The sequence below is a fragment of the Microbacterium sp. UCD-TDU genome (assembly GCF_000340625.1).
Taxonomy (GTDB): domain Bacteria; phylum Actinomycetota; class Actinomycetes; order Actinomycetales; family Microbacteriaceae; genus Microbacterium; species Microbacterium maritypicum.
In genome coordinates this window covers 1-21177 of sequence record NZ_KB454449.1, presented here as the reverse complement: position 1 = coordinate 21177, position 21177 = coordinate 1, and the positions used below count along the sequence as shown (strand labels likewise).

21 protein-coding genes and 1 tRNA gene are annotated in these 21177 nt (G+C 68.5%); 14 read left to right on the top strand and 8 right to left on the bottom strand.

The features are described from left to right. From D514_RS38255 to D514_RS37270, 9 genes are all read left to right on the top strand, one after another. The coding region (locus D514_RS38255; protein ID WP_036323990.1) for an extracellular solute-binding protein at window positions 1-1059 on the top strand (1059 nt) is incomplete at its 5' end. Between the two features lie 83 nt (window positions 1060-1142). Beyond that, window positions 1143-2216 (top strand): LacI family DNA-binding transcriptional regulator, encoded by a 1074-nt coding sequence (locus D514_RS37305; RefSeq protein WP_017831524.1) that lies wholly within the window; start codon window positions 1143-1145, stop codon window positions 2214-2216. Next, complete coding sequence (fabG, locus tag D514_RS37300; protein WP_017831523.1) at window positions 2216-2947, top strand: 3-oxoacyl-ACP reductase FabG; 732 nt, start codon at window positions 2216-2218, stop codon at window positions 2945-2947. The genes D514_RS37305 and fabG overlap by 1 nt, the downstream gene beginning before the upstream one ends. After that, window positions 2944-4425, top strand: a complete 1482-nt coding sequence (locus tag D514_RS37295; protein WP_017831522.1) for a CoA-transferase — start codon at window positions 2944-2946, stop codon at window positions 4423-4425. The genes fabG and D514_RS37295 overlap by 4 nt, the downstream gene beginning before the upstream one ends. Further along, window positions 4422-5603, top strand: coding sequence for a thiolase family protein (locus D514_RS37290; protein ID WP_017831521.1), 1182 nt, complete (start codon window positions 4422-4424; stop codon window positions 5601-5603). Before D514_RS37295 ends, D514_RS37290 begins: the two co-directional genes overlap by 4 nt. Then, window positions 5600-6892, top strand: a complete 1293-nt coding sequence (locus tag D514_RS37285) for an enolase C-terminal domain-like protein (RefSeq protein WP_017831520.1) — start codon at window positions 5600-5602, stop codon at window positions 6890-6892. The genes D514_RS37290 and D514_RS37285 overlap by 4 nt, the downstream gene beginning before the upstream one ends. Then, window positions 6882-8075: a fumarylacetoacetate hydrolase family protein gene (locus tag D514_RS37280; protein ID WP_017831519.1), complete on the top strand. Its 1194-nt coding sequence runs from the start codon at window positions 6882-6884 to the stop codon at window positions 8073-8075. The genes D514_RS37285 and D514_RS37280 overlap by 11 nt, the downstream gene beginning before the upstream one ends. After that, complete coding sequence (locus D514_RS37275; RefSeq protein ID WP_017831518.1) at window positions 8072-9490, top strand: aldehyde dehydrogenase (NADP(+)); 1419 nt, start codon at window positions 8072-8074, stop codon at window positions 9488-9490. The genes D514_RS37280 and D514_RS37275 overlap by 4 nt, the downstream gene beginning before the upstream one ends. Further along, window positions 9483-10532 (top strand): glycerate kinase, encoded by a 1050-nt coding sequence (locus D514_RS37270; RefSeq protein ID WP_017831517.1) that lies wholly within the window; start codon window positions 9483-9485, stop codon window positions 10530-10532. Before D514_RS37275 ends, D514_RS37270 begins: the two co-directional genes overlap by 8 nt. On the opposite strand, the gene D514_RS37265 is transcribed toward D514_RS37270, so the two are convergent. Further along, complete coding sequence (locus D514_RS37265) at window positions 10529-11755, bottom strand: CynX/NimT family MFS transporter (RefSeq protein WP_017831516.1); 1227 nt, start codon at window positions 11753-11755, stop codon at window positions 10529-10531. The two genes, D514_RS37270 and D514_RS37265, sit on opposite strands and share 4 nt — an antisense overlap. Before the next feature lie 169 nt (window positions 11756-11924). Then, window positions 11925-12176: an SDR family oxidoreductase gene (locus D514_RS38595; RefSeq protein WP_236611012.1), complete on the bottom strand. Its 252-nt coding sequence runs from the start codon at window positions 12174-12176 to the stop codon at window positions 11925-11927. A 77-nt stretch (window positions 12177-12253) separates the two neighbouring features. Between D514_RS38595 and D514_RS37255 the strand changes: the two genes are divergently transcribed. Next, window positions 12254-12526: a hypothetical protein gene (locus D514_RS37255; protein ID WP_017831514.1), complete on the top strand. Its 273-nt coding sequence runs from the start codon at window positions 12254-12256 to the stop codon at window positions 12524-12526. 692 nt (window positions 12527-13218) lie between these two features. Then, a complete protein-coding gene (locus D514_RS37245; protein WP_017831512.1) occupies window positions 13219-13506 on the top strand; it encodes a hypothetical protein in 288 nt (95 codons plus the stop codon). 11 nt (window positions 13507-13517) lie between these two features. On the opposite strand, the gene D514_RS37240 is transcribed toward D514_RS37245, so the two are convergent. After that, a complete protein-coding gene (locus D514_RS37240) occupies window positions 13518-14237 on the bottom strand; it encodes a hypothetical protein (protein WP_017831511.1) in 720 nt (239 codons plus the stop codon). 67 nt (window positions 14238-14304) lie between these two features. Beyond that, a tRNA-Leu gene (locus tag D514_RS37235) sits at window positions 14305-14376 on the bottom strand. A 1244-nt stretch (window positions 14377-15620) separates the two neighbouring features. Here D514_RS37235 and D514_RS37230 point away from each other — a divergent pair. Together D514_RS37230 and D514_RS37225 are read left to right on the top strand one after the other, a co-directional pair. Next, complete coding sequence (locus tag D514_RS37230) at window positions 15621-16619, top strand: hypothetical protein (protein ID WP_144053123.1); 999 nt, start codon at window positions 15621-15623, stop codon at window positions 16617-16619. 215 nt (window positions 16620-16834) lie between these two features. Next, complete coding sequence (locus tag D514_RS37225; protein WP_017831509.1) at window positions 16835-17386, top strand: hypothetical protein; 552 nt, start codon at window positions 16835-16837, stop codon at window positions 17384-17386. 177 nt (window positions 17387-17563) lie between these two features. Here the strand turns inward: D514_RS37225 and dprA are convergent, their stop codons facing one another. After that, entirely contained in the window at window positions 17564-18481 is a 918-nt protein-coding gene (gene dprA, locus D514_RS37220) for a DNA-processing protein DprA (RefSeq protein ID WP_017831508.1), read from the bottom strand. A gap of 128 nt (window positions 18482-18609) precedes the next feature. Here dprA and D514_RS37215 point away from each other — a divergent pair, with 128 nt between their 5' ends. Beyond that, window positions 18610-18924, top strand: coding sequence for a hypothetical protein (locus tag D514_RS37215; RefSeq protein ID WP_144053122.1), 315 nt, complete (start codon window positions 18610-18612; stop codon window positions 18922-18924). A 28-nt stretch (window positions 18925-18952) separates the two neighbouring features. Here the strand turns inward: D514_RS37215 and D514_RS37210 are convergent, their stop codons facing one another. The 3 genes from D514_RS37210 to D514_RS37200 form a co-directional block, all read right to left on the bottom strand. Continuing rightward, on the bottom strand, window positions 18953-19636 hold the full coding sequence (locus D514_RS37210) for a hypothetical protein (protein ID WP_017831506.1): 684 nt from the start codon (window positions 19634-19636) through the stop codon (window positions 18953-18955). A 264-nt stretch (window positions 19637-19900) separates the two neighbouring features. Further along, complete coding sequence (locus tag D514_RS37205; protein WP_017831505.1) at window positions 19901-20587, bottom strand: N-6 DNA methylase; 687 nt, start codon at window positions 20585-20587, stop codon at window positions 19901-19903. Further along, the gene (locus D514_RS37200; RefSeq protein ID WP_144053120.1) at window positions 20587-20997 is read right to left on the bottom strand and encodes a hypothetical protein; all 411 of its coding nucleotides are present in this window, start codon (window positions 20995-20997) and stop codon (window positions 20587-20589) included. Before D514_RS37200 ends, D514_RS37205 begins: the two co-directional genes overlap by 1 nt. Between the last annotated feature and the right edge of the window lie 180 nt (window positions 20998-21177).

Sequence of the window (21177 nt, the reverse complement as noted above, 5' to 3'; positions counted from 1 at the left end):
TGGTCGAAGAACGGCTGGCTCGAGCCGCTCGAGGAGATGGCCGCCGCCGACGGGGACTACGACCTCGACGACCTCGTGCCGATGACCCGGTCGTACCTGTCCGCCGAGGGCACGCTGTTCGCGACCCCGATCTACGGCGAGTCGCAGTGCCTGATGTACCGCAAGGACCTCACCGACTCGATGGGCATCGTCGTGCCCGACGCTCCGACCTGGACCGAGATCCTCGCCCTCGCCCGCCAGCTCCACGGCCAGTCGGTCGACGGCAAGACGCTCACCGGCACCACGATGCGCGGCATCGCGGGAGAGTTCATCACGCCCATGCAGCCGATGGTGCTCACCTACGGCGGCCGGCTGCTCACCCCGGAGTGGCAGCCCACCCTGACGGAGGAGCCCACCCTCGCGGCGATCAGCGACTACGTCAAGCTGCTCCAGGAAACCGGTCAGCCCGGTGTCGCCACCGCCGGCTTCACCGAGTCGCTCGCCTCAATGAGCCAGGGGACATCGGCGCTGTGGGTGGACTCCACCGTCGCCGGATCCACCCTCGAAGACCCGGTCCAGAGCTCGGTCGCCGGCAAGCTCGGCTACGCGCTCGCCCCGCATGCCGACACCGACTTCGGCGGGAACTTCTGGTCGTGGGGGCTGTCGATCCTCACGTCGTCGAAGCAGAAGGAGGCCACCTGGCGCTACCTGTCGTGGGCGACGTCGCTGGACTACCTCACCCTCGTGGCGGAGGACACCGGGTGGTCCTCGGTGCCCCCGGGCACGCGCCAGTCGCTGTACGAGATCCCGGAGTACGTCGAGGCCAACCCCAACGCGGAGATCACCCTGAAGTCCTTCGAGCTGGGCAGCGCCCCGGACGCGGACATCATCCTCAAGCCGACGGCGCCCGGTCGTCCGGTGTCCTTCTTCGCGCACCCCAACTGGTGGGACGTCGTGCTGAAGATGACCGCGCCGCTGTCGGCGGCCGTGGCGGACGGATCGTCCGCGGAGGCGGCGGTCCAGGCCGCGCAGGTCGCCACCGAGGAGGCCATGAAGCAGAGCGGGATGTGGAACGGCTGACGGGGATCGACCGGTTGCGGCATCCGCACGCGCCGGCTGCTTAACGTTGCTGAACTTCACCGCCCTTCCTTAGCGTTCACGACATGACACCCACGACGACGTCGGACTCCGACGCGACGCCGCCCCTCGCGGGCCGTCGCGTCGGTGTTTCGGCGCGAGACGTGGCACGCGAGGCCGGGGTCAGTACGGCCAGCGTCTCGTACGTCTTCAATGCCCGCGGCGGGGTCTCCCAGCCCACCCGCGATCACGTGATCGCCGTCGCCGAGCGGCTCGGCTACGACCGTCCCGTGCGTGAGCGGGAGCGCCGCACGCTTGACGTGCTGGGGCTGGCCCTCTCGAACGTCGCCAACCCGTTCTACCCGGAGCTGTCGGTCGCCTTCTGCGCTGCGGCCGCGCGGCGCGGCTTCGGGGTCTTCCTCGCGCACACCGGCGACGACGACGATTCGGCCTCGACGACCATCCGCTCGATGATCGAGCGCGGCGTGGACGGCATCGCGATCGCGGTGGCGCGCTCCGACAGCGCAGAGCCGGTGCGCGACATGCGGCGCGCACGGCTGCCGTTCGTGCAGATCTCTCGCACCTACACCGGTGTCGGGGCGGACTTCGTCGGCATCGACGACGTCGTCGCGGCCCGCGAGATCGCCGCCCACGCGCTCGGTCACGGCCGCGGCCCCGTCGCGACGGTGATCGGCCCGCGCAGCTCCAGTGCCTCCGCCGACCGCGAGCGCGGGTTCCTGGCGGAAGCGCGTGCCGCGGGTGCGGAGGTGCTCCCGGAGTACCGCATCAGCGTGCCGCTGAGCCTCGAGGGCGGCCGCACGGCGGCGGAGCGCCTGCTCGCACTGCCGGTTCCACCGCGGTTCGTGCTGTGCGGCAGCGACGTGCTGGCGCTCGGCGTGATGACCCACGCGCAGTCGCGGGGGCTGAACGTCCCCGGCGACATCGCGATCACAGGATTCGACGGCATCGAGGTGTGCGCCACCGAGATGATCCGGCTCACGGGTGTCGTACAGCCGCACGTCGACATGGCGCGTCGCGCGGTGGATGTGTTGATCGACAAGATCGAGGGTCGTCGCAGCACGACGACCCGCGCGCGCATCCCGCATGCGCTGCGCATCGGACGGACATGTGGATGTCCCAGAGAGGAACGAGAGAGCTGATGACTGACACGGAGCAGAAGACGGCGCTGGTCACCGGCGCCGGACGCGGCATCGGGCGAGGGATCTGCGAGACGCTGGCGGCCCAGGGCTTCCGCGTCCTGGTCGCCGACGTCGACCTGGAGACGGCGACGGCCACGGCGGCCGCCCTCGGCGAGGGCCACCGCGCCCTGGAGCTGAACGTCTCCGACAGCGCGTCGGTGGACCGGGCCTTCGACGAGGCCGTCGCGCGCTTCGGCCAGATCGACGTCGTGGTCAACAACGCCGGCATCAACCGAGACGCGATGGCCCACAAGATGACCGACGAGCAGTGGCAGATCGTGCTGGACGTCGACTTGAGTGGCGTGTTCTACGTCAGCCGTGCCGCCGCCCGTCACATGCGCGAGCGCAAGAGCGGTCGCCTGGTGAACATCTCCTCCGCCTCCTGGGAGGGCAACGTCGGCCAGGCCAACTACGCCGCCGCCAAGGCCGGCGTGCTGGGCCTGACCTTCACCCTCGCGCGGGAGCTGGCCCGTGCCGGCGTGACGGTCAACGCCATCTGCCCGGGCTTCATCGACACCGAGATGACCCGCGGCATCCCGGCCGACATCCACCAGGCCCAGCTGGACAAGATCCCGATGGGTCGCGCCGGCGCGCCCAGTGACGTGGGAGCCGCCGTCGCGTTCTTCGCCAGCGAGGGCGCCGGCTACATCACCGGTCAGGTGCTCGAGGTGGGCGGCGGGTACCGCATATGACCCCCCGCGAGGTCACCGCCCGCGACGCCGCCGGCCTGATCGCCGACGGCGCCACGGTGGGCCTGGACGGGTTCACCATGATGGGCGTCGCCGACGAGATCTACGCCGCCATCGCCGACTCCTACGCCGAGACGGGGTCGCCGAGGGCGCTCACCGTCGTCCACCCGGCCGGCCAGTCCAACCGTGAGCACGGCCTGGAGCGCTTCGCCGTCCCCGGTCTGCTCGCCCGCATCGTCGGGCCGCACTGGGGACTCGCCCCCGGCCTCGGCGCCCTGATCAACGACGACGGCGTCGAGGGGGTGTGCCTGCCGCAGGGGCAGCTCTCCGGGCTGCTGCGCGCCATCGCCGCCGGACGCCCTGGGAACCTCAGCAAGGTGGGTCTGGGCACGTTCGTGGATCCACGCATCGAAGGAGGTCGCGTCAACGCCTCCGCTCGCGCGAACATCGACGCGAGCCAGTACGTCCAGCTGCTGGAGATCGACGGGGCCCCGACGCTGCTGTACCGCTCGTTCCCCCTCGACGTCGCCGTGCTGCGGGGTTCGCGGATGGACGCATCGGGTAACCTCGCGCAGGGTGATGAGGCCTCCGGCCTGGACGCCCTCTCGCTCGCGCAGGCCGCGCGCAACTCGGGAGGCATCGTCATCGCCCAGGTACGCGATCGCGTCGCCGACGGACAGATCGCCCCGCGCGACGTCACCGTGCCCGCCAACCTCATCGACTACGTCGTGCAGGTCTCCGATGCCGACCGCTACCAGCGGACGACCGACTCGCCCGACCTCAAGGCCGAGCTGGTCGGCGGGGTCATCTCGGACGAGGCGCTCACCGCGGTGTTCGCCTCCCGGGCCGTCGCCGAGGACCGCATGAAGATCGGTCGCCGCGGCGCCGCGCTGGTGCAGGCGGGCGACGTGGTCAACGTCGGCACCGGCATCCCCGGCGACACCATCGGCGTGGCGCTCGCCGAGACGTCGATGCTGGCGCAGGTGACCATGTCCATCGAATCCGGCGTCTACGGCGGCGTGCCGCTGGGCGGAACCGATTTCGGGGCGGCGCTGCATCCTCAGGCCATCGTCGGGCACGCCGCGCAGTTCGACTTCTACACCGGCGGCGGCGTGGACATCGCCTTCATGGGCGCCGGCCAGGTCAGCATGAGCGGCGACGTGAACGTCTCCAAGCTCGGCGGCCGTCTGATCGGATGCGGCGGGTTCATCGACATCCTCAGCGGAGCGCGCCGGATCTGCTTCCTGATGTCGTCGCGCGGACGACACCGCAAGTTCGTCGATGCCGTGGATCACCTCACCTTCAACGGCCGGGCCGCGCTCGCCGACGGCAAAGAGGTGTTCCTCGCCACCGAGGACTACCTGCTGGGCCTCACTCCGGACGGATGGCGGGTGATCGCCGCCGAGAGCGACGAGGACACCGCCGCCGCCCTCCGTTCCATCGGACTCGACAACCGCACACCAGAAGGAGCAGCACGATGACCGACGCGATCGTTCTCGTCGACGGGGCCCGCACCCCGGTCGGCAGCTTCGGAGGCGCCTTCGCCTCCGTCCCCGCCCACACCCTCGGAGCGCTCGCGGTGAGCGCCGCCGTCGAGCGCTCGGGCGTTGACATCTCCGACGTCGACGAGTTCGTCCTCGGCTGCGTCGGCCAGGTCGGCCCCGACGCCTTCATCGCCCGGCGGGTCGCCCTCGCGGCGGGTGCGGCCACATCCTCGACCGCGTTCGCCGTCAACCGGCTCTGCGGCTCCGGCCTGCAGGCGATCGCCACCGCGGCGGACGAGCTGAACCGCGGCGACTCCGACATCGTGGTGGCCGGCGGAGTGGAGAACATGACCCGCCAGCCGTTCCTGGACTACGCGGCGCGCGACGGCTACCGACTCGGCCACCGCCAGCAGATCGACGGGACCCTGTCGCTGGTCACCGATCCGTGGGGGGACTACCCCATGGGGCGCACGGCCGAGAACGTCGCCGAACGGTACGGCATCTCGCGGGCGGAGCAGGATGCCTTTGCCGCGGAGAGTCAGCGCAAGGCCCGCGCCGCGATGGAGTCGGGCGCCGTCGCCGGAGAGATCGTGTCGGTCGAGGTCGCCCAGCGGCGCCAGACGGCGACCGTCGACACCGACGAGCACCCGCGCGAGACCAACCTGGAGGCGCTCTCGCGGCTGCGGGCCGCGTTCTCCGAGCAGGGTACCGTCACGGCCGGCAACTCGTCGGGCATCAACGACGGTGCCGCCGCGATCGTGATGATGCGCGCCTCCACGGCTGCGGAGCGTGGCTTGTCCGTGCTCGGCGAGCTCGTCGCCTTCTCGAAGGTGGGCCTGGCGCCCGAGGTCATGGGATACGCGCCGGTCGCGGCGATCGCCCGCGTCCTGGAACGTGCCGGACTGGGGGTCTCCGACATCGACTGGGTCGAGCTGAACGAGGCGTTCGCGGCCCAGGCCGTCGCGGTGCAGCGCGACGCCGGCCTGATCGCCGATCGCGTGAACCCGCTCGGCGGCGCAATCGCGTGGGGCCACCCCGTCGGCGCGACCGGCTCGATCCTCGCTCTGCGGGCGCTGCGCGGTCTGCGCCGCACCGGCGGCGAGCATGCGATGGTGTCGATGTGCATCGGCGGCGGTCAGGGCGTCGCGGCCGTGTTCCGCCGGAGCCAGGCATGACCCGGGTCGTCGGATTCGACACCGTCGACATCCGCTTCCCCACCTCTGAAGCCCTCGACGGCTCCGACGCGATGAACCCCGACCCGGATTACTCCGCGGCCTACCTCGTGCTGCGCACGGATGCCGCCGACGGCATCGAGGGACACGCGTTCGTGTTCACGATCGGCCGGGGCAACGACCTGCAGACCGCGGCGGTGGACCTGGTCGCCCAGCAGCTCGTCGGGCGCGAGTTGGAGCCGCTCCTGGAGCGGATGGGCGACACGTGGCGTGAACTCGTCGGCGACTCGCAGCTGCGCTGGCTGGGGCCGGAGAAGGGTGTCATCCACATGGCCATCGGCGCGGTCGTCAACGCGCTGTGGGACATCAAGGCCAAGCGGGCCGGGATGCCGCTGTGGCAGCTCCTGTCGCGGATGACGCCGCAGGAGCTGGTCGAGCTGGTGGACTTTCGCTACCTGGGTGACGCGCTCACCCCCGATGACGCATTCGAGATCCTCGAGCGCGCCGCGCCCGGGCGGGCCGAGCGCGAAGCGAGCCTGCTGGACGAGGGCTTTCCCGCGTACACGACCTCTCCGGGCTGGCTCGGCTACAGCGATGAGAAGCTCGAGCGTCTGTGCCGCGAGGCGCTGGACGAGGGATTCGAGCTGATCAAGCTCAAGGTCGGCGCCAGCCTGGCGGACGACCGGCGCCGGCTGGGCATCGCCCGTGCGGTGTGCGGGCCGGACTTCCCGATCGCGATCGACGCGAATCAGCGCTGGGAAGCGCAGGAGGCGATCGACTGGGTCGGTGCGCTGGCCGAATTCGATCCGTACTGGATCGAGGAGCCGACGTTCCCCGACGACGTGGTCGCCCACGCGCGGATCGCCCGCGGCATCGCTCCGATCCGGGTGGCGACGGGCGAGCATTCCCCGAACCGCATGAATTTCAAACAGCTGCTCCAGCTGGGTGCGATCTCGGTGATGCAGATCGACTCCACGCGGGTCGCCGGTGTCAACGAGAACGTGGCGAACCTGCTTCTGGCTGCGAAGTTCGGTGTTCCGGTGTGCCCGCACGCGGGCGGTGTGGGGCTGTGCGAGGCCGTGCAGCACCTGTCGATGTTCGACTTCGTCGCCGTCGCGGCCACGCGCGAGGCTCGACGGATCGAGTTCGTCGACCATCTGCACGAGCACTTCGCCGACCCGGTGCGCATCCGCGACGGCCGCTATCTGGCCCCGACGCTGCCCGGCGCGGGGATGCAGATGCGCGCGGCTTCCCGTGACGCCTACCGTTGGCGGTCCGACGATGCACGCTGACGGCACCGATGCGGGAGTGCTGCCCCGGGATGCCGGTGCGGCCCGCCTCGTCGGACGCGTATGGGATCCGCAGATCGCCGGCCCTCGCGTGGTCGCCGTGTGCGGCGACGGCCTCGTGGACCTGTCGGCCGAGACGCGCACCGTGTCGGAGCTGATGGAGCGCGAGGACGCGATCGCGGTGATCGATGCCGTCGCCGCGCACCCGCCGCGGTGGTCGCTGGCCGAGCTCGCCGGCGCCGCGCATCGTGAGGACGTGGCGCACCTGCTCGCCCCGATCGACCTCCAAGTGGTCAAGGCGTGCGGTGTGACGTTCGTGGACAGCATGATCGAGCGCGTCATCGAAGAGCGCGTCGGCGGTGATCCGGAGCGGGCGGGGGCGGTGCGCACGCGGGTGATCGAGGCCCTCGGCGGCACACTGGCCAGCGTGCGCCCCGGTTCGCCGGAGGCGGCCCGCGCGAAGGACGTGCTGCGGGAGCAGGGACTGTGGTCGCAGTACCTCGAGGTGGGCATCGGGCCCGACCCGGAGGTGTTCACCAAGGCCCCCGTGCTGTCGTCCGTGGGCTACGGCGCCCATGTCGGCGTGCCGCGGGCCTCCTCGTGGAACAACCCCGAGCCCGAGCTGGTGCTCGTGGTCGCCTCGACCGGGCGGATCGTCGGTGCGACCCTCGGCAACGACGTCAACCTCCGCGACGTGGAGGGGCGCTCGGCTCTGCTGCTGGGGAAGGCCAAGGACAACAACGCCTCCAGTGCCATCGGGCCGTTCGTGCGGATGCTCGACGACGGGTTCGCACTGGACGCGCTGCGGGATGCGGAGATCACTCTGCGCATCGACGGCGAGGACGGCTTCGCGCTGCAGGCCGCCAGCCCCTTGAGCCGCATCAGCCGGACGTTCGAGGAGCTCGTGGCGGCCACTGTCGGAGCGCACCACCAGTACCCCGACGGCTTCGCGCTGTACACCGGCACGATGTTCGCCCCCACCACCGACCGCGACGAGCCCGGTGCCGGATTCACCCACCACCCGGGCGACGTCGTCGAGATCTCCAGCCCCCGCCTCGGCACCCTGCGCACCACCGTGGGCATCGCCGAGGAGCTTCCCCCGTGGACATTCGGACTGACCCGGATGCTGCGCCACCTGGACGCGCAGCGCACGCCCGTCCTCACCCCCTCAGGAGCAGACGCATGACCGTCGTCACCCCCACCCCGGACGCCGAGGTAATCGACGCGGTCCGCCGCGCCGCCGAGGCGTTCCCCGTCTGGTCCCGCCTGGAGCGCGGGCAGCGGGCGGTCGTGCTGGAGGACATCGCCGCCGAGCTGGAGGGCGCCCGCGACGAGCTCGTGCGCATCGCCGGCGAGGAGACCCGCCTGGCGGAGGGCAGACTCAACGGCGAGCTGACGCGCACGACGTTCCAGCTGCGGCTGTTCGGCGAGGTGCTGCGCGACGGCGGATATCTTGGCGTGCGGCTCGACCCGGCCGATCCCGAGTGGCCCATGGGTGCGCCGCGGCCCGACCTGCGTCGTACGGCGCGACCGCTCGGACCGGTCGTCGTCTACGCGGCGAGCAACTTCCCCTTCGCCTTCAGCGTGGCCGGCGGCGACACCGCCTCGGCGCTCGCGGCCGGGTGCACCGTCGTCGTCAAGGCCCACACCGGGCATCCGGCCCTCTCCGCGCTGACCGGCGACCTGGTCCGTCGCGTGATCGCGAGCCACGGGCTCCCGGATGGGGTGTTCTCGGTGGTGTTCGGCACGCAGGCCGGCGTGGCGGTGCTGCAGGACGCCCGCATCAAGGCGGGAGCCTTCACCGGGTCGATCGCCGGCGGTCGGGCCCTGTTCGACATCGCCGTCTCGAGACCCGAGCCCATCCCGTTCTACGGGGAGCTGGGCAGCGTGAACCCGGTGTTCGTCACCGCCGCCGCTGCCGAAGCCCGCGCCGAGTCGATCGCCGCCGGCTTCATCGGCTCGATGACCGGCTCGGCGGGTCAGCTGTGCACCAAACCCGGCGTGCTGGTCGTGCCGGAGGACTCCGCGATCCGCGGGATGCTCGCCTCGGCTGACCTCGGGCCGGCGCAGCCGCTGCTGAACCCGCGGATCCAGAGCGGCTACGTGGCGGCGGTCCAGACGCTGCGGGCCCATCCCGGCGTCGAGGTGCTCGCCGGCTCCGCCGACGCCCTCGCCGACCCGCCGGCGCCCTCGCTGCACGGCACCGACATCGACTCCGTGCTGGCGGACTCGGAGCGGCTGATGGCCGAGTCGTTCGGTCCGAGCGCGCTCGTGGTGACCTATCGCGACCGCGCGCAGCTGCTGGAGCTCGCACGCGTCATGGACGGCCAGCTGACAGCGACGATCATCGGCGAGGCGGATGAGGAGGACCTCGAGCCCCTCGTGGAGTCCCTGGCGTCCCGCGCGGGGCGGGTGCTGTGGAATCAGTGGCCCACGGGCGTGTCGGTGACCTTCGCGCAGCAGCACGGCGGACCGTACCCCGCGACCACTGCGGCGGGCACGACCTCGGTGGGCACCTCGGCCATCGAGCGGTTCGTGCGCCCCGTGGCCTATCAGGGCTTCCCGGCGCACCTCCTGCCGGCGGAGCTGCGCGATGCGTGAGGGGATGCCGCCGGCAGCCGCAGCAGGCGAGGGGCGCCCTCGTCGCGTGGTGATCGCCCCGGACTCGTTCAAGGGCACCATCGACGCGGGCCCCGCGGCCGAGGCGCTCCGGGACGGCTGGCTGGACGAGCGTACCGGCGACGAGGTGATCGTGTGCCCGCAGGCCGACGGCGGCGAGGGCACCCTCACGGCGATCGGGCGCTGCGTGCCCGGAGCGATCGTGCACGTCGTCGAGGGCGTCACCGGCCCCGACGGGACGCCGCGCCGCGGCGAGTGGCTGGAGCTGCCGGGCGGGGTGGGCGTGGTGGAGATGGCGCAGATGAGCGGCCTGCCGCTGATGGGCGAACTCGATCCGATGGGGGCCACCTCTCGCGGTCTCGGCGAGGTGATGGCGGCGGCGCTGGATAGCGGCATCCGTCGACTGATCGTCGGGATCGGCGGTTCCGCGTCCACCGACGCCGGACTTCCCGTGCGCGACGCGCTCGGATCGCGCCGCCCGCCGGTCGACGGCGCAATCGTGCTGACCGACGTGACGGCACCGCTGCTGGGCCCGCACGGCGCCGCCGCGGTGTTCGCGCCGCAGAAGGGCGCCGATGCGGCACAGGTCGCCCTGCTGGAGGAGCGCCTCGCCGACGCCGCGGCCCTGCTCGGCGGCGACCCGGGCGAACCGGGTACCGGCGCGGCCGGCGGGGTGGGGTTCGCCCTGCACCGCTGGGGTGCCGTCCTGACCGGCGGTGCCGCGCATGTCGCTGCGCTCACGGGGCTGACCGACCTCGTCGTGGAGGCCGATCTCGTGATCACCGGCGAGGGGCGGTACGACAGCCAGTCGCTGGGCGGCAAGGTGGTCGGCCATGTGATCGAGCTGGGCCGGGCGTCGGGCACGCCCGTCGCCGTGGTGGCCGGTGCCGCGGGCGCCGAGCCGGCGGGGTGGTACGCCACCCTCACGGATCTCGCCGGATCGGGCGAGGCCGCGATGGCCGACCCCGCCCGCTGGCTGCGCGTGGCCGGCCGGGGTGCGGCACGCGCGCTCGCCGCGGACTAGTCTGCGCGGACCGGGCAACGGTCGCCGCGGTCTTCGACGGTGGTGGGGCGTCCTAGCACGATCCCGGCGGGGATCACGGCGACGAGGATGACGGCGAGGAAGAGCAGCGGCACCACCCACCCGTCGGACAGCTCGTGCAGCGCGCCGAAACCGAAGGTCATTGCCGCAGCGGTCGCATAGCCGCATCCCTGCACGAAGATGCTCAGCCCCTCCGCCCCGGCCGCGGTGCGCGCCTTCATGCTCATCAACGTCAGCGCCAGCGGGAACATCACCCCGGCGAGGGCCCACAGCAGCACCCACAGGACGGGCGAGAACGCCGGCGCCAGGAGGATGCCCGCCAGACCTGCGCCGCCGGTCATGGCCGCCAGGAGGCACATCAGCCGGACCGCCGCGGGCCGCCGGGCCAGGGCGGGTGCGAGCAGCGAGAGCGGCAGCCCGATCGCCGCGTACAGGGCCAGGAGTCCCGCCGCGGCATCGGCATCCACTCCGGCCGTCTCGGCCAGAACCGTCGGCAGCCAGGTGAAGGCGGTGTAGGCGAAGATCGCCGCCACGGTGAAGATCGTCAGCAGCGCCCACGCCACCGGGTGACGCCACATCCGCAGCGCGGCGGCGGTGACCCCGCGGGTGGATCGTGCGCCGCCGCGCGTGCGGCTCTGCACGGCCAGCACCGCCCACGGCGCGATCGCCAACGCGGCGAAAACGGCCCAGATCGCCAGCGAGAACCGCCATCCCAGCTGCGCGGCGAGCGGTCCGCCCACCAGCGGCGGTGCCAGGGTCGCGCACGCCATCACTGTCGTGTACGTGGCCGTCGCCGCGGCGATGCGGTTCGGGAAGTACTCCTTGACTAGGGGCGGCAGGGCGATGTTGCTGATCCCGACCGCCACGAACAGTCCGATCGTCGCCACCAGCAGGCCGACGCTGTCGGTGACGAAGCCGCGCGCCACCAGGCTCGCCGTCGCGAGGACCATCGCGCCGACCACGAGCCGCTCCGGACGCACGTGGTTGCTCATCACCGTCGAGAACAGCCCGGCCAGCGCGAAGCACGCCGGCGGGATGGCCGCGAGCACCGCGAGGAACGTGTTGGAGAGGGCGAAGTCCTCGCGGATGAGCTCGACCAGGGGCGAGACGGCGGCCACGCCGCTGCGCATCGTCACGGCCAGGAGCACGACGCCGGAGATCGCCAGCGCCCGTCGGTCGAAGAGGGCGGCGAGGCGATGGGGCACGGGCCGATGCTAGGTGCGCGCGACGGCGCGCTCGAATCGAGTTGTCGGGGCGGCCACCGGATGCGCCGGCGCGTCCGGTCAGAACATGGTGTAGCCGCCGTCGATCGAGACGACGGAGCCCGTCATGAAGCTCGATGCTGCGCCGGAGGAAGACCGCCGCGGGGCCCAGCTAGTGCGGCTCGCCCCACCGTTTCAGGGCAGCCGGCTCCACGCAGTACTCGCGGTACTCCGGCTGGTCCACCGGCGACATCTCGGTGAGGAAGTAGCCGGGGGCGATGGCGTTGACGCGGATGCCGCGCCCGGCCCACTCGGCGGCGAGGGCCTTGGTCAGTTGGTGCACAGCCGCCTTCGAAATGAGGTACGGCGCCTGCCAGCGCGGACGGTTGATGATCTCGGCGGACATCGAGCCGACGTTGAGGATCGTTCCACCGGCTCCCGGGGCGCGCAGGGCCAGCTGCCGAGCGAACTCCCGCGAGCAGTGCGCACGGTGCGCAGGAAGTGCATGTCCTCGTCGCGCAGGGCTCCGCCGATTTGCCGTGTACCAGGGGCAAGAGCGTCGAGTTCGGCACGATCGAGCCGGTCTCGCCCCAGCTCGTCAGACGCGCACGGAAGACCCGCAACTCGGCGGTCGAGACCGTCCCGACGATGTCGAGGCTCGCGTCGATGTGCCCGCCCCAGGTGTTGCAGACGATGTTCGCCGGGGCGCCGTCGGGCACGGTCCAGCCCGTCTCCAGCGTCACGATCGTGCCTTCGTCGGCTCTACGGTGGTGACGAGGGAGGCGAGGTCGAGATGGTGGAACCGGTGGAGGTCACGGACGAGGAGGAGCTGGTTCAGGCTGCGGAGATCCGTCGACGACTGGAGCAAGCGCCGATTGTTCTCGCTCGGCACGAGCGGTTGCCCGCTGTGCCTGCGCTTGGGTCCGATGTGGCGGGCGACGACAGCTTGGATGACCAGCAGTCACCTGGTGAACGCCACGCTGCTGATGGCGGCCGACAACATGCGCGCCCTCGGGGTGCTGCTGTTCCCCAACGACCGGCTCTCGATGCCGCTCTATGCCCACTACCCGATCCTGCGATCGATCCTCGAGGCGTCGGCCCNCGGGGTGCTGCTGTTCCCCAACGACCGGCTCTCGATGCCGCTCTATGCCCACTACCCGATCCTGCGATCGATCCTCGAGGCGTCGGCCCTGGTGAAGTGGCTGCTCGGGCCCGACGACCGAACTGAGCGCGTGACGCGGATGCTGCGAACGCGGTGGTCGGACTCTGGGCATGATCGCGGCCTCAAGCTGGAGGAGGTAGCGATGGTGAAGGCGATGAGTGACGACGACGATGAGGAGCTGTCGCGTGAGGAGGCGAGGATCGCCGAACGGTACGCACGCGATGTGGCCAAAATCGGGGACATAGCTCAGGCGTTCTCGATACCGCACGCCATGGTGAAGAAGGGGATCGCGCCGTGAATCCACATGGTGCGGGCCGTCTGCACCGTCGAGGAAACCCCTGACTGGGTCGCGGTGCCGGGCGAGTATGCGGCGAGCACCTGGCGCATACTCAGCAGCCTGTCTCATCCGTCGTACGGGGGCGTCGTGAACAGCTCCTCGATGGAGCGGATCGCTGATGGCAGTTCGGACGGCACTCTGCTGGCCCGTTTCAGTGCTGATCTCGGTGTGACGCAGCGGGCGATTGAAGTCGCGTGGAACACCACGCAGGAGGCCATTGAGCTGGTCGAACAGCGATACGGCACCCGCCTGTGACCAGCGTGGAGCTAGGCCGAGGCTGATGCGTTGAAGAACATCCGCGCTGTGTCGGGGGAGAGCCCCTCATCCCTGAGGATCTGCCCCGCGATGGCGCAGATGACCATCGATATCGCGTTGAGGTGCCCTGACCAGTCGATCGGCTCGTCAGGGGTGGTGAAGGCCCCAAACGCGGACACGGGCGCGTATGCGTCGGCGAGCGCTGCCGTCGCGTGTGTGAACTGCGTTGCCGTCCACCACCGGTCGTAGAAGCCGCCGGCATCGGTGGTCTGCTTGGAGAAGTTGAGAACGGCGCGAGCGACACCGATGAGAGCCGTGTCGAGAGGGCCGAACTGCTCGAGGTCGATCTCGGGCGTGGTCTCGACGATGGTGACAGGCAGGCCCATCTCTTGGAGGTTGAAGAGGTGATTGTTCGCGTGCCGAGCTTCGGTGTCGAACTGGGCGCGAAGCCCTGCTGTCCGGTCGTCGAGGCCGTGCAGCCACATCAGGCGGAGTGAGATCTCCATTACTGTTCGGGTGTTCGGCCCGGTGGCACTCTTGCGGCCGTCTCGCGTCATCTCCCCGATCGCCAGGATCTGATCGTGAGCGGCGAGCACCCAGCCGATGACGGTACGTCCGACGGGGGTGGTTCGGATGTTCTGGTGGTCGACAGCGAGCACCGCGCGGGCGACCGTGACGACGTACTCCGGGGAGGCGGGCTCGATGGAGATCTCGTCAGGCCTCTTGGTCATGGATTCTGCCCTCGGTCGTGGGTGTCAGAAGAGTGAGGCCCCCGAGCGCGTGGCATTGGGGGCCTCCAAGACCAGGAGGGACTCGAACCCTCGACCCCCGCTTCCTCAAAACGGTGCTCTACCTCTGAGCTACTGATAGCTGGTGATTGGTCTTCGGCAATGGTAGCGCGCGAGTGGGTGCTTAGGAGAAATCCGGTCGCGGTGTCAAGTGCCGCACGCTCGCCGCGGCGTCTGCGTGTGCGGTGGCTGAGTGCCTAGGTCTGTCCGCGCGGAAATCGGGGCAGGGGCGTTGAGGGAGACTCCATGCGCTCGAGCTGAGCAATGATCGTCTCCCGGTCGGGGATGTCGTTGGCCGATGGGCTGTCAAGCCACCACTTGTCCCGTCGTTCGCGCAGAGTTGTCCACAATCTGGACATAGATTGCAGTGTGCTTCGTTGCACCCGGACGGCGCGGAGACGACCCCAGAGATAGGTTTCGAGGTCTCGCTGCATGCCCCGGATCCCTTCGAACGGGTTGACGGAGACTCCCAGTGATTCGGCAAGTCGTTCTGTCCTACGGATGAGGTCGGCGCGTACTGCACGATCGCCGCTCCGGGATCGGTCCTCTGCCGCGAAGTAGTCGCGATTATCGGGGATGCCTGCGAGGTTCGAGGAGGTCAGCTCGTGGATCGCACCAGGTCGGCTCGCGTGATGGAGCAGCCGATTGACTTCCGCGCTATACGTTCGGTGAACGAATTGTCGGCTCGGTGTCGCTGATCTTCGGGCTGGTGACGCATTCGACCTGGTACCGCGATATCCACGGTCCTCTGCGATCGCAGACCAAGACATGCCTGCCCACACCCGCAGAGCGACGCCCAGATTCTCTACTTCGCGCAGCAGCTTCGGGGATTCACCGTTTGTTATGAACGGTGGCACCAGCCAGGCGCCTTCCCAATAGATCTCAAGGTCTTGCACGCGGGCGACTAGGTGGCTGTGCACATCTGCGGCGGCAATCGCGCGGGCCAGCAGCAGCCTCCTCGCTACGTCCACAGGCGCAGTGTCTCGCATGGCACTAGCACCGCCAATCATTCGTATCGTCACCTTTAGGGGTGACGATACTGGCATTTCTGAGTCGGACACTGATGGAAAGGAGGTTCTGAAATGTCCAAGAAGCAAAGAAAAAGCCACGACGTACGGGAATGGTTGGTCGCCCTTGCTCCGTACGCCGTGGCTCTCATCGGGGTCGTCAGCCTTTTGTTGGTCAACGGTCCCTAGTCAAGGGTGACATAGAGCGCCGCGTTCGAGCAGTGTTCGCCATGCTTCGCGACGGCGTGGGGCCCGGAGCGCCCGGACCCGCCCGTTTGTCGCGGGAGTGATGTTGGAGGCGTCGTCTATGGTGGCCGTGATGACCGACACCCCTGCCGCTCCGATAAGCATCTCGCTCGACGGGTTCCCCGAGGACTTCGACGACCCCGAGCTGGCAGGCGCGTTGTCATTCATGATCGAGCAGCAGGGACTGTTGCAGGCCCTGGTGACGGGGATCGTCGAACTGCTGCCGGACAGGTCACTCTGGAGGTTGACGCTCACCGGCGACATGGTCGCTACCGTGAACAGGATCACCGAGCGGGCAGAGAACAACCCCTACACCACCGCCCGCGGCGCCGGTCATGCCGGGGCGATCACGCTCCCGCACGACGACGGAACGTTCGACATCGTGATCTCAGCGAACGTCCTGTTCATCACCCGAGAAGACGTCGGTTTCGTCGAGGCGCTCATCGCCCACGTGATCGCTGCGGCCGAGCACCTCAGTCGGCATGAGGCCGGGCATGCCGCGCTGAGGCTGCGCGGCGAAGACGCGGGCACTTACCAGGACGTCGAGGGCCTGAGCAAGAGCGACGCGGCCTGCCGCAAGCCGCTCTCGGCGCACGTCGACGACAACCGCATCGAGCAATACACTGCCATCCACGCGCCGTCGCCGCTGCACCACGTCGACCACCTCACCGACGCGATCGCGCATCTGCGCACAGAGCTCAACGAGGCCAAGCGCACCTGGCGCGACGGTATTGGCGAGGCCGCCTATCGGACCCTCAACGCCGCGAACGGTCTGGTCCGTGTATTCGCCTACCTTGCCCCAGAACTGGGCCTAGACAACAACGGCAAGCCCCGACGGCCGGATCCGTTGCCGGAGGGCTGGAGTGACTACGTCGAAGATAGCTGGGACGCCTGGAGCCTGGCCTTTCACCGGCTGCGGCCGGTCGACGAAACCATGACCACCGATGAACTCGGCTCCGTGCTGGCCGATCTCTGCAGGCTGATGAATGCCTGGCTGCGGTCGATCGGCATCGAGTCCGGCATCACCGATGACGACCGGGAATACATCTTCTGGGAGAAGGACCGCTACTAGGGCGGTGACCAGAACCCACTCGGGGCCTCCGACGGGGGAGGCCCCGAGCAGTTCGACTCCATGCCGAGCGTAGTTTCTCGCTCTGAGGTGGTGTGCGGTTGGGCCGCAGGGGGTCACTATGATCGGGGCATTGTGGGTTCGGATCGCAGGAGGATGGATCTTTCGCTCCGGGTCTGCGCGTCGAACGTCTCGAACCCCACCTCAGGAGTATCCCTATGACCCTCATGCGTCGCGGGTATGTGAAATTCACTGATCCGGATGCCGCTGAATGCTACGCAATGTTCAGACATTGGGCTGCCGAGGTGTCCGCAGCACCCTTCAACGACGTCGACTCCCGGTGGCATGAGGTTGCCAAGTTCTATTACGAGCTGCACAGCCGTCAATGGCAAGACGAGCCCGCCTCGGTGATCGAGTATGGCCCGCTCGACTCAAACACGATAGTGGTCTGGGTGGATGCCAGCCGGTATGAGGTGTCGATGGCGCTGCTGGACGGCTTTTTCTCCGGCACGAAGAACTTCATCGGCGAGGTTCTCACCAAAGCGCGCGACCTCAGACACTCGTGGGTTGATATAGCAGATCGGATGATCGATGAGAGCGGAGAGTTTTCGCCGGCGAGAGCCACAGTGGAGACCGATGTCTTGGCCATCGATGTGCAGATGACCGGCCACGGGAGCGTTGTCACTTCTCGCACTAGTGATGGCCGGCATCGACTCACGGCGATGAGAGCGTTGGGTGCGCCCGTGATGCCGGTGCGGCTTCGCCTCTAGATCATCCGTCAACGAGTTAGTTGCTCTGGGCTGATGTCTCTCGCCCGCGCGGTGTTGCTTGGCGACTGAATCATCCCCAGTAGCTGCGAAGCGCGTCATGCCATCTCGCCCGGTAGCGGTCCCCCCTCACGCGTCGGCCGCGTGGGGGGCCGGAGACTGGCCCCGACCCCTCACGGATCATTCTCCGTCGAGCAGTGTTAGAACGTCGCGCGCGCTGGTGATCAGGGCGGCGTTGTACTCGCGGATCAGGCGGTGGCATCCACTCGAGGCAGCAGAGGTCAGGGGGCCGGGGACTGCGCCGAGACTGCGACCGAGAGCGGCGGCGTGGCCCGCCGTGTTCAGGGATCCCGAGCGCCACCCTGCCTCGGTGACGATCGTCACCCGGGAGAGGGCCGCCACGACTCTGTTTCGAGAGAGGAATCGCCACTTCGACGGCGCTGTGTCCATGGGAACTTCGGAAATGACTGCGCCGCGTTCAGCGATCCGGCTGATCAGTTCCGAGTGCCCCGCCGGGTAGGGGCGTCCGACCCCGCCAGCGACAACGGCGACGGTGGGGATGCCTGCGGAGAGGGCGGCGCGGTGAGCGGCTCCGTCGATCCCATAAGCCGCACCACTGAGGATCGTGACCTGGTGCTCTGCGAGATCGGAGACGATCTCGTTGGTGATGTGCTCTCCGTACCCTGTTGAGGCCCTGGCTCCCACGACAGCGATGGGGCGCGGTGTAGTGAGGAGTGACGCATTGCCACGGACGTACAGGGCGACGGGGCGCTGCGTGCCGAGAGCGCTGAGAGCCGGGATGGTGTCGGGATCGATGAGGGTCACGTTCGCTCGCTCGAGGGACGTGAGGTTGTGGGCGATCACCGAGGAGCTGATGTGGGGTGTCCAGCGGGAGATGGACTCCTGAGCGGTGCGCTCGGTGACTCCGGCATCCTGCAGAGCGGCCTGGAGGCCGTTCCCGGTGATTGCGTCGAACGCGGCGACCGGGCCGAGTGCATCGATCAACGATCCTGCGACGCCGTCGCCCGGTTCGATGATCGTGCTGATGGCCGCTCGCGCGTGGAGGACGTCTGTCTGGGGGAGTGTGTTCGTCTTCATCGGAAATCCCGTGCTCGTAGTTGTGAACCTGACATTTACATAGTACGAGGGGTCTCAGACATTCAAGCGGCGACTATGTCGGTTTCAGCCCGGCGTAGGCACCCCTTGGAGGTAGAGGCGCTCACAAGATGGCGCCATTCAAGGAGGAAGCAATGTTCTGGAGAAAGACCAAGCAGCCCGCAGGGCCGACCAATGAGCAGATCCGCGGTCTGTTCGCCGCCATCAGGGAACATGATCAGAATCAGTTCGGCTTGACGAATGGTCAGATCGGAGAGATCTCATCCGACCTACTCGCGGTTCTGGAGGGCCAGGGAGATGTAGCCGACTTCGCTGCAGCCCTCGGCGCGAGCTACGGTCTTGCGCCTCGAAACGCGGGCGTGATCATCTCGGTCACGACCAAGTCTCTGTACCCGGCGCACCTCGATCGGCTGAAGCGGCCGTAGTCGCGCCAGCGCCCAGACTGACCGCGATCTACCTATCTGACCCGCCGGGTCTCGCGAGCGCGCCGATGGACTTGAGCGTGCGCTCTAGCGAGATTCCGAGGAGCACAGCAAGGAAGAAGAGCGCGAACTCTTCGACTGGCCGTTGCGCGGCATCATGGATCAGCGAGGCGGACACTTGGCCGCCGCCTGAGTAGTTGAAGACCTGGACGGCGTTGTCTCTATCCCACGTTGCGGGTGGCCCTGCTACCACCTGTGCAGCATCGGGGAGCGCAACCATCACTCGGGTTTCGATCGCGGGGGCATCGAGATATCCCTCGCCGACTCCCCCGGAAATATTCGACGGCCTAACGAACGGTGTCAGTACAGCCCATCGAGCACCTTGCTGCGTCACCCATGAGGTGGAGTCGATATCCCAGGTGAACCTACGTGCCATGCCGACATCCAGGGGAAAACGGCATTTATCCGTGCCCATCCACAGTTCGCAGAACTTGTCGGGCTCTTCACGGATTCCGACCGCGCGAAGCGTCCCGGGTGAGTCGTCAGTGGACTCACCAGTGACCCAGTTGGTACTCGTGATCTCCCCTGGCATTGTGAAGTCCACTCCGACATCCACGGCTTCGGTGCCGACGTTTCGGATGAGGACAGCCTTGAAGGTGTCGGTCTCGGTGAGGGTCAATGACAGGTGGGCACCCTGACCGGGCGAAGTGAACATGATCGCTCCCGGGTTCGGCACCGTCGGGGGCCCTGCGAGCAGCCACCATGCGGCTCCGCAAATTGCCAGGGTCACTGAGCACCACAGGGCGAGTGAAGTCCAACGACGCCTACGGCTGGGGCCGGAGGTGGCACGAGTCCCGCTGCTACTGCTGGGTGGGGTTGAGATCACAAGGCCATCATGCCGCTACGCGTCGTCTCGGCAAGTGCGGGCGCGTTTGATCTCTACCCCGCCCAGATGCGGGCCTGCACCGGGCCAGCCTGCTCACTCCTGCAACAAACCCACCCTTCCCGTCGGAGCAGGGAGCTTGAGATGCCACCCGCCCAGCGCATGAGCTGCCGTCGGCCAAGCGTCGAAGTGCTCGAGCGTCAGAGAGTTCCGATGGTTGACGATGGCAGGGATCTCCAGCAGCGATAACTGGATGTAGCTCATGTGCACCGCGGTGAGGTTGAGATCGTCGGCTGTGACGTGCAGCTGCGTGGCGCAATCGACGCCCTGAGACGCGAGTTCCTGTGCGACGGCGATCACCATGGCCCCGGCGCCGCACGCGGGCTCGTAGACGGTCAGGAAGGGCAGCGTCTTCAGCTGCTCGGCGGCATTAGGAACCTGCATCGCCGCCATCAGCTGGCAGACGCTGTAGGGGGTGAAGAACTGCCCCTGATCATGGCTCGCGATCTCCAGCTGCATGTAGACCTCGCCAAGCACGTCACGCGGCTCCCTGGCCAGTTCGATAGCCACCAGGGCCAGGGCCTCGGCGAACCGCCCCCACTGGGCCTCTGAGTACCGCTCACGAGTCTGTTCGTATTGCTCCTCTCGTTTCTGGTGGCCGCGAGGGTCGAAGCGGTTGCGGAGGGCTGCTGCGCTCATCGAGCAGAAGTCACTGAAGACGCTGTGCATGTCCCTCTCGCCGGTGTTCGCGCGGAGCAGCTTAACGGTCTCCTTCGAGGACATCAGGCGCTCACCATCGTGGCGTGCGCCGCCTTCACCTCGCGCACCGACATCGCCTTACCGGTGATGCCCATCGCGTCGACGGCACAGAGCAAGTCGTACGCGTCGGTCGGGCTGTCGCCCCACGACGGGCCGCCGCTGACCATCCACCAGGTGTTGTGCAGGAAAAGGCTCGACACGTCTCGCCGACCTTCCGCCAGCGTCGTCACCGCCAGCTCGAGCAGCGCGCGGAGCGCAGGCTCGGCAGCGGTCTCCTCGGCCCCCACCTCGAGCAGGTGCTCCAGGTGCTCGAGATCTGCCTCCGAGATCTCCAGCCGGGACACCCGAGCAAGCAGCACGCCCTGCTCGATCTTCACGAGCCCCTCAGGCCCGAGCTCGAGGGAGTCGCACCACGCCTTCGCGGCGGGGGTCATCCTCGGCTCCTTCGCAATTGCGATCAGCATGTCCATTCCCATGGTGTGTGTCCTTTCGGTTGTTCCTGTTATGTGAACCTGACGTTTACAAACTAGGGAGGGGGTCGGACATTGGTGGGGGTGGGGACGATTGTGGCGAAAAGTGCTTGAATTTTGCAAGCTTTTTTCGGGATCGCGGGG